This is a genomic window from Priestia sp. 10L35 (assembly GCF_056395685.1).
In genome coordinates, this window is record NZ_JBFTKA010000013.1 from 24,626 (window position 1) to 36,883 (window position 12,258).

General features: G+C 41.0%; 13 protein-coding genes. All 13 read left to right on the forward strand.

The features are described 5' to 3' along the window. Positions 1-9 precede the first annotated feature (9 nt). The 13 genes from rpoC (at position 10) to rplV (ending at position 12,258) form a co-directional block, all read left to right on the forward strand. Positions 10-3,603: a DNA-directed RNA polymerase subunit beta' gene (gene rpoC, locus AC1DEF_RS26130; RefSeq protein WP_013081369.1), complete on the forward strand. Its 3,594-nt coding sequence runs from the start codon at positions 10-12 to the stop codon at positions 3,601-3,603. A gap of 131 nt (positions 3,604-3,734) precedes the next feature. Then, positions 3,735-3,983, forward strand: a complete 249-nt coding sequence (locus AC1DEF_RS26135; protein ID WP_013054921.1) for a 50S ribosomal protein L7ae-like protein — start codon at positions 3,735-3,737, stop codon at positions 3,981-3,983. A gap of 99 nt (positions 3,984-4,082) precedes the next feature. Next, positions 4,083-4,505, forward strand: a complete 423-nt coding sequence (gene rpsL, locus AC1DEF_RS26140; RefSeq protein ID WP_013054922.1) for a 30S ribosomal protein S12 — start codon at positions 4,083-4,085, stop codon at positions 4,503-4,505. Between the two features lie 50 nt (positions 4,506-4,555). After that, a complete protein-coding gene (gene rpsG, locus AC1DEF_RS26145) occupies positions 4,556-5,026 on the forward strand; it encodes a 30S ribosomal protein S7 (protein ID WP_013054923.1) in 471 nt (156 codons plus the stop codon). A gap of 57 nt (positions 5,027-5,083) precedes the next feature. Next, entirely contained in the window at positions 5,084-7,162 is a 2,079-nt protein-coding gene (gene fusA, locus AC1DEF_RS26150; RefSeq protein ID WP_043982712.1) for an elongation factor G, read from the forward strand. A 116-nt stretch (positions 7,163-7,278) separates the two neighbouring features. Further along, positions 7,279-8,469 (forward strand): elongation factor Tu, encoded by a 1,191-nt coding sequence (gene tuf / locus AC1DEF_RS26155; protein ID WP_013081371.1) that lies wholly within the window; start codon positions 7,279-7,281, stop codon positions 8,467-8,469. A gap of 315 nt (positions 8,470-8,784) precedes the next feature. Next, positions 8,785-9,093, forward strand: coding sequence for a 30S ribosomal protein S10 (gene rpsJ, locus AC1DEF_RS26160; RefSeq protein WP_013054926.1), 309 nt, complete (start codon positions 8,785-8,787; stop codon positions 9,091-9,093). A gap of 41 nt (positions 9,094-9,134) precedes the next feature. Beyond that, the gene (rplC, locus tag AC1DEF_RS26165; protein WP_013054927.1) at positions 9,135-9,764 is read left to right on the forward strand and encodes a 50S ribosomal protein L3; all 630 of its coding nucleotides are present in this window, start codon (positions 9,135-9,137) and stop codon (positions 9,762-9,764) included. Between the two features lie 28 nt (positions 9,765-9,792). Further along, positions 9,793-10,416: a 50S ribosomal protein L4 gene (gene rplD, locus AC1DEF_RS26170; protein ID WP_013054928.1), complete on the forward strand. Its 624-nt coding sequence runs from the start codon at positions 9,793-9,795 to the stop codon at positions 10,414-10,416. Further along, a complete protein-coding gene (gene rplW, locus AC1DEF_RS26175) occupies positions 10,416-10,703 on the forward strand; it encodes a 50S ribosomal protein L23 (RefSeq protein ID WP_013054929.1) in 288 nt (95 codons plus the stop codon). The genes rplD and rplW overlap by 1 nt, the downstream gene beginning before the upstream one ends. 27 nt (positions 10,704-10,730) lie before the next feature. Continuing rightward, the gene (rplB, locus tag AC1DEF_RS26180) at positions 10,731-11,561 is read left to right on the forward strand and encodes a 50S ribosomal protein L2 (protein ID WP_013054930.1); all 831 of its coding nucleotides are present in this window, start codon (positions 10,731-10,733) and stop codon (positions 11,559-11,561) included. Positions 11,562-11,618: 57 nt separating this feature from the next. Next, complete coding sequence (rpsS, locus tag AC1DEF_RS26185; RefSeq protein WP_013054931.1) at positions 11,619-11,897, forward strand: 30S ribosomal protein S19; 279 nt, start codon at positions 11,619-11,621, stop codon at positions 11,895-11,897. A gap of 19 nt (positions 11,898-11,916) precedes the next feature. After that, positions 11,917-12,258 (forward strand): 50S ribosomal protein L22, encoded by a 342-nt coding sequence (gene rplV, locus AC1DEF_RS26190; RefSeq protein WP_013054932.1) that lies wholly within the window; start codon positions 11,917-11,919, stop codon positions 12,256-12,258.

Consider the following 12,258-nt stretch of genomic DNA (forward strand, 5'->3'; position numbering starts at 1 on the left):
GTAGGCTCCTTGCTAGATGTAAATAACTTTGAGTATATGAAAATCGGTCTAGCTTCGCCAGATAAAATTCGTTCTTGGTCGTACGGTGAGGTAAAAAAACCTGAAACGATCAACTATCGTACGTTAAAACCTGAAAAAGACGGCTTATTCTGTGAGCGTATTTTTGGTCCACAAAAGGACTGGGAATGTCACTGTGGAAAATATAAGCGCGTTCGTTATAAAGGTGTTGTATGTGATCGTTGCGGCGTAGAAGTTACGCGCGCAAAAGTTCGTCGTGAACGCATGGGTCATATCGAACTAGCTGCACCTGTTTCTCATATTTGGTACTTTAAAGGTATTCCTAGCCGCATGGGACTTGTCTTAGACATGTCCCCTCGTGCGCTAGAGGAAATCATTTATTTTGCTTCTTATGTAGTAACAGATGCTGGTGATACACCACTTGAAAAGAAACAGCTTTTATCAGAGAAAGAATACCGTGCGTATCGTGAGAAGTACGGACAAACTTTCCATGCAGCAATGGGTGCTGAAGCTGTTAAGAAATTATTGCATGACATCGATCTTGATAAAGAAGTAGATGCTTTGAAAGAAGAATTGAAAACTGCTCAAGGTCAACGTCGTACACGTGCTATTAAACGTTTAGAAGTACTAGAGGCTTTCCGTCATTCTGGTAACGAACCTTCTTGGATGATTTTAGACGTTCTACCGGTTATTCCGCCAGAACTTCGTCCAATGGTTCAATTAGATGGTGGACGCTTTGCTACGTCTGATCTAAATGATTTATATCGTCGTGTAATTAACCGTAACAACCGCTTAAAGCGTTTATTAGACCTTGGAGCTCCTAGCATTATCGTTCAAAACGAAAAGCGTATGCTTCAAGAAGCTGTAGATGCATTAATCGATAATGGTCGTCGCGGACGTCCGGTAACAGGACCAGGTAACCGTCCATTAAAATCTCTTTCTCACATGTTAAAAGGTAAGCAAGGTCGCTTCCGTCAAAACTTATTAGGTAAACGTGTTGACTACTCTGGCCGTTCGGTAATCGTTGTAGGTCCGAACTTAAAGATGTATCAATGTGGTCTTCCAAAAGAAATGGCGTTAGAGCTTTTCAAACCTTTCGTAATGAAAGAGCTTGTTGAACGCGGTTTAGCTCATAACATCAAGAGTGCAAAACGTAAAATTGAACGCGTGCAACCTGAAGTATGGGACGTATTAGAATCGGTTATTAAAGAGCATCCAGTTCTTTTAAACCGTGCACCAACGCTACACAGACTAGGTATTCAAGCATTTGAACCTACGCTTGTAGAAGGTCGCGCTATCCGTCTTCACCCGCTTGTATGTACAGCATATAACGCTGACTTTGACGGTGACCAAATGGCGGTTCACGTCCCATTATCTGCAGAAGCACAAGCAGAAGCACGTATCTTAATGCTTGCTGCTCAAAATATCTTGAACCCTAAAGATGGTAAACCAGTTGTTACACCTTCACAGGATATGGTATTAGGTAACTACTACTTAACGCTTGAGCGTGAAGAGGCTGTTGGAGAAGGTATGGTGTTCAAGGATACAAATGAAGCACTATTAGCGTACCAAAACGGTTATGTGCATCTTCATACACGTGTAGGTGTGTATGCAGGTTCTTTAAACAACGAAACGTTTACAGAAGCACAAAATCAACAGTTGCTTGTTACAACGGTTGGTAAATTAGTTTTCAACGAAATTTTACCAAAATCGTTCCCATACATTAACGAACCAACAAGAGAAAACTTAGAAGTGAAAACTCCTGAGAAGTACTTTGTTGAAAAAGGTGCAGATGTGAAGGAATTCATCAAGAATCAACCGGCTATCGCACCGTTTAAGAAAAAAATCTTAGGTAATATTATCGCTGAAGTATTTAAACGTTTCAAAATTACTGAGACTTCTAAAATGCTTGACCGTATGAAAGACCTAGGTTTCAAATATTCTACTAAAGCCGGTATTACAGTTGGTGTAGCTGATATCGTGGTTTTAGGAGAAAAAGAAGTTATCTTAACAGAAGCGCAAGCTAAAGTAGATAACGTACTAAAACAATTCCGTCGCGGTTTAATTACTGAAGATGAGCGTTATGAGCGTGTTATCTCTGTATGGAGTAGCGCGAAAGACGTTATCCAAGGTAAATTAATGGCGTCATTAGACAAACGCAACCCAATCTTCATGATGAGTGACTCTGGTGCCCGTGGTAACGCATCTAACTTCACTCAGCTTGCAGGTATGCGTGGACTAATGGCCAACCCGTCTGGTCGTATCATTGAGTTACCAATCAAATCTAGTTTCCGTGAAGGTTTAACAGTATTAGAGTACTTTATCTCTACCCATGGTGCACGTAAAGGTCTTGCCGATACGGCTCTTAAAACTGCTGACTCAGGTTACCTTACTCGTCGTCTGGTTGACGTGGCACAAGACGTTATCGTACGTGATGACGACTGTGGTACAGACCGCGGTATTCTGGCTGTTGCAATCAAAGAAGGAACAGAAGAAATTGAGAAACTTGATGAGCGTCTAATTGGACGTTATGCAAGAAAAACACTACTTCACCCAGGAACAAACGAAGTGTTAGTGAAAGAAAACGAACTAATTACAGAAGACCTAGCTGAAACAATTGTGGATGCTGGTGTTGAAGAAGTATGGATTCGTTCTGCATTCACTTGTAACACTCGCCACGGTGTATGTAAAAAATGTTACGGTCGTAACCTTGCAACTGGTTCAGAAGTTGAAGTGGGTGAAGCAGTTGGTATCATCGCTGCTCAATCTATCGGTGAGCCAGGTACACAGTTAACGATGCGTACATTCCATACAGGTGGGGTTGCTGGAGACGATATCACTCAAGGTTTACCGCGTATCCAAGAGATCTTCGAAGCGCGTAACCCTAAAGGTCAAGCCGTTATTTCTGAAATTGAAGGTACAATTGCCGGCATTTCTGAAGGACGCGATCGTCAACATGAAATTACTGTTCAAGGAGAGATTGAAACGCGTTCTTACACAGCTCCGTACAGTGCACGTCTGAAAGTTATTGAAGGACAGCGCATTGCACGTGGTCAAGAATTAACAGAAGGTTCAATTGATCCTAAAGAATTACTAAAAGTAAAAGACATCACGGCTGTACAAGAGTACTTGCTTCGTGAGGTGCAAAAAGTATACCGTATGCAAGGGGTAGAAATTGGAGATAAACACGTAGAGGTAATGGTTCGCCAAATGCTTCGTAAAGTGCGCGTAATGGATTCAGGAGATACAGATGTATTACCAGGTTCATTACTTGATATTCACCAATTCACTGATGCAAATGAAAAAGTATTACTTGAAGGTAATCGTCCAGCGACGGGTCGTCCTGTATTACTTGGTATTACAAAAGCATCTCTTGAAACTGATTCCTTCTTATCTGCTGCATCATTCCAAGAAACAACCCGTGTTCTTACCGATGCTGCAATCAAAGGAAAACGTGATGAGTTGCTTGGACTTAAAGAGAATGTTATCATTGGTAAGCTAGTTCCGGCTGGTACAGGTATGACGAGATATCGTAATGCTGAACCGATCAAAAACCAAGCTGAAGAAACGGTAACAATCGACTAATTATAAAATCATTACTCTAGAATGGATGTTTTTTAAAAAAACTACAAAACGTTAGTTGACATCCATTCTAGGGAATGATACTATATCAAAGGTGCTCCTATAAACTACCTGTTACTTTGGAGGATATGATAATGTCTTATGAAAAAGTATTACAGGCTGATCATATTATTGTAGGAACAAAGCAGACGGTGAAAGCATTAAAAAAAGGTACAGTAAAGGAAGTCATCATTGCTGAAGACGCTGATTTTTATGTCACATCCATTGTGGCAAAAACAGCACAGCAAGAAAACGTTCCGTATACGTATGTCCCTTCTATGCGAAAGCTTGGTCAAGCTTGTAGGATAGAAGTTAACGCTGCAACTGTTGCAATTATTAGTTAACACGTTTTTGAACTTTTAGTTTCAAAGACTTTGTTTTTTGCTAAAAAATGAACCACCTGGATGTGTGGTCTTACAAAAGGCGAAAGGAGGAAAATTTAAATGCCTACTATTAACCAATTAATCCGTAATGGTCGTGTGAGTAAAGGTAAAAAATCTGACTCACCTGCTTTAAACAGAGGTTACAACAGCTTCAAAAAAGCTCAAACTAACCAATCTTCTCCACAAAAACGTGGTGTATGTACACGTGTGGGTACTATGACACCGAAGAAACCGAACTCGGCTCTTCGTAAATATGCTCGTGTACGTTTAACAAACGGTATCGAGGTAACAGCTTATATCCCAGGTATTGGTCACAACTTACAAGAACACAGCGTGGTACTTATCCGCGGTGGACGTGTAAAAGATTTACCAGGGGTACGTTACCATATCGTACGTGGTGCACTTGATACTGCTGGTGTGGATGGCCGTATGCAAGGTCGTTCTAAATATGGTACTAAGCGACCAAAAGCAGCTAAAAAATAATAGCTTAACAATTAATAGATAAACTTTTAAAAGTGAAAGGAGGAAGTAGAATGCCACGTAAGGGACCTGTTGCAAAAAGAGACGTATTACCAGATCCGATTTACAATTCTAAGCTTGTATCTCGCTTAATCAACAAAATGATGCTTGATGGAAAGCGCGGTAAGTCACAAGCTATTCTTTATAGAGCATTCGATTTAGTACAAGAGCGCAGTGGTAAAGAAGCTATGGAAGTATTCGACCAAGCTCTTAAAAACATCATGCCTGTACTAGAAGTTAGAGCACGCCGTGTAGGGGGTTCTAACTACCAAGTTCCTGTAGAAGTACGTCCAGAGCGTCGTACTACTTTAGGTCTTCGTTGGTTAGTAAACTATGCTCGTCTTCGTGGAGAAAAAACGATGGAAGAGCGTTTAGCTAACGAAATCCTTGATGCAGCTAACAACACTGGTGCTGCAGTTAAGAAACGTGAAGATACTCACAAAATGGCAGAAGCTAACAAAGCATTTGCTCATTACCGTTGGTAATCTTTTAACGAAACTTTTTAAAAAACAAATTATAATATGGAAGGAGAAATACCTAAGATGGCAAGAGAGTTCTCCTTAGAAAACACTCGTAATATTGGGATCATGGCTCACATTGATGCTGGTAAAACAACAACAACTGAGCGTGTTCTTTATTATACTGGCCGTATCCATAAAATTGGTGAAACTCATGAAGGAGCTTCACAAATGGACTGGATGGAGCAAGAGCAAGAACGTGGTATCACTATCACGTCTGCTGCGACAACTGCTTCTTGGAAAGGTCACCGCGTTAACATCATCGATACTCCTGGACACGTAGACTTCACTGTTGAAGTTGAGCGTTCATTACGTGTACTTGATGGAGCTGTGGCAGTTCTTGATGCTCAATCTGGTGTTGAGCCTCAAACAGAAACAGTATGGCGTCAAGCGACTACGTACGGTGTTCCCCGTGTCGTATTCGTTAACAAAATGGACAAAATTGGTGCTGACTTCTTGTACTCTGTAAAAACGATCCACGATCGTTTAGGTGCAAATGCTCACCCAATTCAGTTGCCAATTGGTGCTGAAGATGAGTTCGAAGCAATCATTGACCTAGTGGAAATGAAAGCATACTTCTACGAAGATGACTTAGGTACTCGTTCAGAGTCTCGTGAAATTCCTGAGGAATACAAAGAGCAAGCTGAAGAATACCGTGCAAGCTTAGTAGAAGCTGTTGCAGAACTTGATGAAGAATTAATGATGAAGTACTTAGACGAAGGCGAGCTTACAGTTGAAGAACTAAAAGCTGGTATCCGTAAAGGTACTTGTGACGTTGAATTCTACCCAGTTATCTGTGGTTCAGCATTCAAAAACAAAGGTGTACAATTAATGCTAGATGCAGTAATTGACTACCTACCATCTCCAGTTGATGTACCATCAATCCAAGGTATCGTACCTGACACAGAAGAAGAAGTTACGCGTGAGTCTAGCGACAACGCTCCTTTCTCAGCATTAGCGTTCAAAGTTATGACGGATCCTTATGTTGGTAAATTAACGTTCTTCCGTGTGTACTCTGGTGTACTAAGCTCTGGTTCATACATCAAGAACTCTACAAAAGGTAAGCGTGAGCGTGTAGGTCGTATCCTACAAATGCATGCTAACTCTCGTGAAGAGATTTCTGAAGTATACGCTGGAGATATCGCGGCAGCTGTAGGATTAAAAGATACTTCTACTGGTGATACTCTATGTGACGAAAAGAGTCTTGTAATTCTTGAGTCTATGGAATTCCCAGAGCCAGTTATCTCTTTATCTGTTGAGCCAAAATCAAAAGCTGACCAAGATAAAATGACTACAGCTCTTCAAAAGTTACAAGAAGAAGATCCAACTTTCCGTGCGGAAACTAATACAGAGACTGGTCAAATCATCATCTCTGGTATGGGTGAGCTTCACCTTGACATCATCGTTGACCGTATGCGTCGCGAATTCAAAGTAGAAGCAAACGTTGGTGCTCCTCAAGTAGCTTACCGTGAAACTTTCCGCGCTGGTGCGAAAGTTGAAGGTAAATTCGCTCGTCAATCTGGTGGTCGTGGACAATTCGGTCACGTTTGGATTGAGTTCGAACCTAACGAAGAAGGAAAAGGCTTTGAATTTGAGAACAAAATCGTTGGTGGTGTAGTTCCACGTGAATACATCCCTGCAGTTCAAGCTGGTCTTGAAGATGCATTACAAAACGGTGTTGTTGCTGGTTATCCATTAATCGATATCAAAGCTGCTTTAGTTGATGGATCTTACCATGACGTTGACTCAAGTGAGATGGCGTTTAAAATTGCCGCTTCTATGGCTCTTAAAAACGCAGTATCAAAATGTAGCCCAGCTATCCTTGAACCAATGATGAAGGTTGAAGTTGTTATCCCTGACGAATACTTAGGAGATATCATGGGTGACATTACGTCTCGTCGTGGACGTGTAGAAGGTATGGAAGCACGCGGTAACGCTCAAGTTGTACGTGCATTCGTTCCACTTTCTGAAATGTTTGGTTATGCAACTGCATTACGTTCAAACACTCAAGGTCGCGGAACATATTCTATGCACTTCGATCACTACGAAGAAGTTCCTAAATCAATTTCAGAAGAAATTATTAAAAAAAATAAAGGTGAATAATTGATTTTCACTCTTTATTGAAGTATAACTACTTATGTACGCTGTGAAAGTGGAGCTCATTCCCTTTCACGGCCTCATAAAACATAAACTACATGAATTTTAAGGAGGATTTTCGAATGGCTAAGGAAAAATTCGACCGTTCAAAAACACATGCCAATATCGGTACAATTGGTCACGTTGACCATGGTAAAACAACTTTAACAGCTGCTATCACTACTGTTCTTGCTAAGAAAAGTGGTAAAGGTGCAGCAATGGCTTACGACATGATCGACGCTGCTCCAGAAGAGCGCGAGCGTGGAATCACAATCTCAACTGCACACGTTGAGTACGAAACTGACACTCGTCACTATGCACACGTTGACTGCCCAGGACATGCTGACTATGTTAAAAACATGATCACTGGTGCTGCTCAAATGGATGGCGGTATCTTAGTAGTATCTGCTGCTGATGGTCCAATGCCACAAACTCGTGAGCACATCCTTCTTTCTCGTCAAGTAGGTGTACCTTACCTAGTTGTATTCTTAAACAAATGTGACATGGTAGACGACGAAGAGCTACTTGAATTAGTAGAAATGGAAGTACGTGACCTTCTTTCTGAATACGACTTCCCTGGTGACGATGTACCAGTAATCAAAGGTTCTGCTCTTAAAGCTCTTGAAGGCGAAGCTGATTGGGAAGCTAAAATCATCGAGCTTATGGACGCTGTTGATGAGTACATCCCAACTCCAGAACGTGACACTGAAAAACCATTCATGATGCCAGTTGAGGACGTATTCTCAATCACTGGTCGTGGTACAGTTGCTACAGGTCGTGTAGAGCGTGGACAAGTTAAAGTTGGTGACGTTATCGACATCATCGGTTTAACTGAAGAGCCAAAATCTACTACTGTAACAGGTGTAGAAATGTTCCGTAAGCTTCTTGACTATGCTGAAGCTGGCGACAACATCGGTGCTTTACTTCGTGGTGTAGCACGTGAAGAAATCCAACGTGGACAAGTATTAGCTAAACCAGGCTCAATCACTCCACACACTAAATTTACTGCTGAAGTATACGTTCTTTCTAAAGACGAAGGTGGACGTCACACTCCATTCTTCACAAACTACCGTCCACAGTTCTACTTCCGTACAACTGATGTAACTGGTATTTGTAACTTACCTGAAGGCGTAGAAATGGTAATGCCTGGCGACAACATCGAAATGACTGTTGAACTTATCGCTCCAATCGCGATTGAAGAAGGTACTAAATTCTCAATCCGTGAAGGTGGACGTACAGTAGGCGCTGGCGTTGTAGCTAAAATCAGCGAGTAATTTCTCGTTTCAGTAAAGGGAGTAGGGTAACCTACTCCTTTTTTATTTGGTGATAAAAGGTAAAGATAGTTTTTACTATTACACTTGCAAAATGATCTCCTTTTATATATAATGAAAAAAGTGTGCGACACATAAAAAAGTTTTTTAACTTTATTGTTGCAATATGAACCCATTTTTAGTATAATAAAAATGTTGGTCTTTGACTGCGATGATGCGGAAGGTTGCCGACACACCCGGCCGCTTTGCCATGGCGAGTGTGGGGAAATTTCCGCGGAGAATGTCTATTGTAAAATAGGCGAAAAAGGAGGGAAAATAATGGCAAAAGAAAAAATTCGCATTCGTTTAAAAGCATATGATCACAGAATTCTTGATCAATCTGCTGAGAAAATCGTAGAAACTGCAAAACGTTCTGGTGCGGCTGTATCTGGTCCGATTCCATTACCGACTGAAAAATCAATTTATACAATTCTACGTGCAGTACACAAATATAAAGATTCTCGTGAGCAGTTCGAAATGCGCACGCATAAACGCTTAATTGATATCGTGAATCCAACACCACAAACTGTTGATTCATTAATGCGTTTAGACTTACCATCTGGTGTAGATATCGAAATTAAACTTTAATTTAAAATAAAGAATGAAAAGATACTTAGGAGGTGTGACTAATGGCCAAAGGAATCTTAGGAAGAAAGATCGGTATGACTCAAGTATTTGCTGAAAATGGTGACTTGATCCCAGTAACAGTAATTGAAGCTTCTGCTAACGTAGTTCTTCAAGTTAAAAACGCTGAGACAGACGGTTACGAAGCAATCCAATTAGGTTTCGAAGATATCCGTGAAAAACTATCTAACAAACCTGCAAAAGGACATGCTACTAAAGCTAATACTGCTCCTAAGCGCTTCATCCGTGAGTTACGCGGTGTGGACGCTTCAGCATATGAAGTTGGTCAAGAAGTCAAGGTTGATATTTTCGCAGAAGGCGATGTAATTGATGTAACAGGAATCTCAAAAGGTAAAGGTTTCCAAGGTGCTATTAAACGCCACGGACAATCTCGCGGACCTATGTCTCATGGTTCTCGCTACCACCGTCGCCCAGGTTCAATGGGTCCTGTAGCTCCAAACCGCGTATTCAAAGGTAAATTATTACCAGGACGCATGGGTGGAGAGCGCATCACTGTGCAAAACTTATCAATCGTTAAAGTTGACGCAGAACGCAATCTTTTATTAGTAAAAGGTAACGTGCCAGGAGCTAGAAAATCTCTAGTTACTGTTAAATCTGCAGTTAAATCTAAATAATAATTCTTCGAGAAAGGAGGAATAACCAATGCCAAAAGTAGCATTGTTTAACCAAAACGGTGAAAACGTTGGAGAAATCGAACTTCAAGATGCCGTTTTCGGTATCGAACCAAACAACAAAGTACTTTTCGACGCGATCGTAATGCAACGCGCATCTCAACGTCAAGGTACTTCTAAAGTTAAAAATCGTTCTGAAGTAAGAGGCGGTGGCCGTAAGCCATGGCGTCAAAAAGGTACTGGTCGTGCTCGTCAAGGATCTATCCGTTCTCCACAATGGCGTGGTGGTGGCGTAGTGTTTGGTCCAGTTCCAAGAAGCTATAGCTACAAATTACCTAAAAAAGTTCGTCGTTTAGCAATTAAGTCTGCATTATCAACTAAAGTTCAAGATAACAGCATCGTTGTTCTTGAAGCTCTTTCTTTTGATGCTCCAAAAACAAAAGAAATGGTAGCAGTTCTTAAAAACCTAACAGTAGAACGCAAAGCATTAGTAGTAACTGCTGATCTTAACGAAAACGTTGCACTTTCAGCACGTAATATTCCTGGTGTAACAGTTGTTGCAGCTAATGGTTTAAGCGTATTAGACGTTATGAACCATGATAAGCTTGTAATCACTAAAGACGCAGTTGAAAAAGTAGAGGAGGTGCTTGCATAATGAAAGATCCTCGTGATATTATTAAGCGCCCCGTAATTACAGAACGTTCAACAGACTTAATGGCTGAGAAAAAATATACGTTTGATGTTGATGTAAGAGCTAATAAAACTGAGGTTAAAGATGCTATCGAAAAAATCTTTGACGTAAAAGTTGAAAAAGTAAACATCATGAACTACAAAGGTAAATTCAAGCGTGTAGGTCGCTACAGTGGTCTTACTAACCGTCGTCGTAAAGCGGTAGTAACACTAACTCAAGAGAGCAACGAAATCGAATTCTTCGAAGCTTAAGATTACTAGAGAAGGAGGGAAATTGAGATGGCGATTAAAAAGTATAAACCAACCTCAAATGGTCGTCGTGGCATGTCAGTTTCTGATTTCGCTGAAATTACTACTGACAAACCAGAAAAATCGTTACTTGCACCTGTCAAGAGAAAAGGTGGTCGTAACAACCAAGGTAAATTGACTGTTCGTCACCAAGGTGGTGGGCACAAGCGTCAATACCGTATCATCGATTTTAAACGCGATAAAGATGGAATACCTGGACGCGTTGCTACAATCGAATATGATCCAAACCGTTCAGCTAACATCGCATTAATTCATTATGCTGATGGTGAAAAACGTTACATCCTTGCTCCTAAAAACCTAAAAGTAGGTTTAGAAGTTATGTCAGGTCCTGAAGCTGACATTAAAGTAGGTAACGCGCTTCCTTTAGCTAACATTCCTGTTGGTACAGTAGTACACAACATCGAATTGAAACCTGGTAAAGGTGGACAATTAGTTCGTTCTGCAGGTACATCTGCTCAAGTACTTGGTAAAGAAGGTAAATACGTATTAGTACGTTTAACTTCTGGTGAAGTACGCATGATTCTTGCAACTTGTCGTGCAACTGTAGGTCAAGTTGGTAACGAACAACACGAGTTAATCAACATCGGTAAAGCCGGTCGTTCTCGTTGGTTAGGTATCCGTCCAACTGTACGTGGTTCTGTAATGAACCCTAACGATCACCCACACGGTGGTGGTGAAGGACGTGCTCCAATCGGACGTAAGTCTCCAATGAGTCCATGGGGTAAACCAACACTTGGTTACAAAACTCGTAAGAAGAAAAACAAATCCGATAAATTTATCGTTCGTCGTCGTAAAAAATAACGGGATTGAGCTACGGTTCAAACGAACCGTAGGACAATCACGAAGGGAGGTTCATTTATGGGTCGCAGCTTAAAGAAAGGACCTTTTGTAGATGACCATTTAATCAACAAAATTGAGAAGTTAAACGAAACTGACAGCAAGCAAGTAGTAAAAACTTGGTCTCGTCGTTCAACTATCTTCCCTCAGTTCATTGGTCATACAATTGCTGTATATGACGGTCGTAAACATGTACCAGTTTATGTTACTGAAGACATGGTAGGTCACAAACTTGGTGAATTCGCACCATCTCGTACTTACAAAGGTCACGCAAGTGATGATAAGAAAACAAGACGCTAATATGAGAGGAGGCTTTTAAATGCAAGCTAAAGCTGTCGCGAGAACAGTACGTATTGCTCCTCGTAAAGTTCGTTTAGTTGTAGATTTAATTCGAGGTAAGCAAGTGGGTGAAGCGCTAGCAGTGCTACTTCACACACCAAAGGCTGCTTCTCCAGTCGTTGAGAAAGTATTAAAATCTGCTATTGCCAATGCAGAACACAATTATGAAATGGACGCTAACAATTTAGTTATTACTGACGCTTTTGTTAACGAAGGTCCAACTTTAAAACGTTTCCGTCCACGCGCTATGGGACGTGCAAGCCAAATTAACAAGCGCACAAGCCACATCACAATCGTGGTATCAGAAAAGAAGGAGGGATAA

Excerpts from the sequence above, each read along its gene's own strand:
- AC1DEF_RS26135 (WP_013054921.1), top strand. The coding sequence starts at position 3,735 with ATGTCTTATGAAAAAGTATTACAGGCTGATCATATTATTGTAGGAACA.
- rpsL (WP_013054922.1), top strand. The coding sequence starts at position 4,083 with ATGCCTACTATTAACCAATTAATCCGTAATGGTCGTGTGAGTAAAGGT.
- rpsG (WP_013054923.1), top strand. The coding sequence starts at position 4,556 with ATGCCACGTAAGGGACCTGTTGCAAAAAGAGACGTATTACCAGATCCG.
- fusA (WP_043982712.1), top strand. The coding sequence starts at position 5,084 with ATGGCAAGAGAGTTCTCCTTAGAAAACACTCGTAATATTGGGATCATG.
- tuf (WP_013081371.1), top strand. The coding sequence starts at position 7,279 with ATGGCTAAGGAAAAATTCGACCGTTCAAAAACACATGCCAATATCGGT.
- rpsJ (WP_013054926.1), top strand. The coding sequence starts at position 8,785 with ATGGCAAAAGAAAAAATTCGCATTCGTTTAAAAGCATATGATCACAGA.
- rplC (WP_013054927.1), top strand. The coding sequence starts at position 9,135 with ATGGCCAAAGGAATCTTAGGAAGAAAGATCGGTATGACTCAAGTATTT.
- rplD (WP_013054928.1), top strand. The coding sequence starts at position 9,793 with ATGCCAAAAGTAGCATTGTTTAACCAAAACGGTGAAAACGTTGGAGAA.
- rplW (WP_013054929.1), top strand. The coding sequence starts at position 10,416 with ATGAAAGATCCTCGTGATATTATTAAGCGCCCCGTAATTACAGAACGT.
- rplB (WP_013054930.1), top strand. The coding sequence starts at position 10,731 with ATGGCGATTAAAAAGTATAAACCAACCTCAAATGGTCGTCGTGGCATG.
- rpsS (WP_013054931.1), top strand. The coding sequence starts at position 11,619 with ATGGGTCGCAGCTTAAAGAAAGGACCTTTTGTAGATGACCATTTAATC.
- rplV (WP_013054932.1), top strand. The coding sequence starts at position 11,917 with ATGCAAGCTAAAGCTGTCGCGAGAACAGTACGTATTGCTCCTCGTAAA.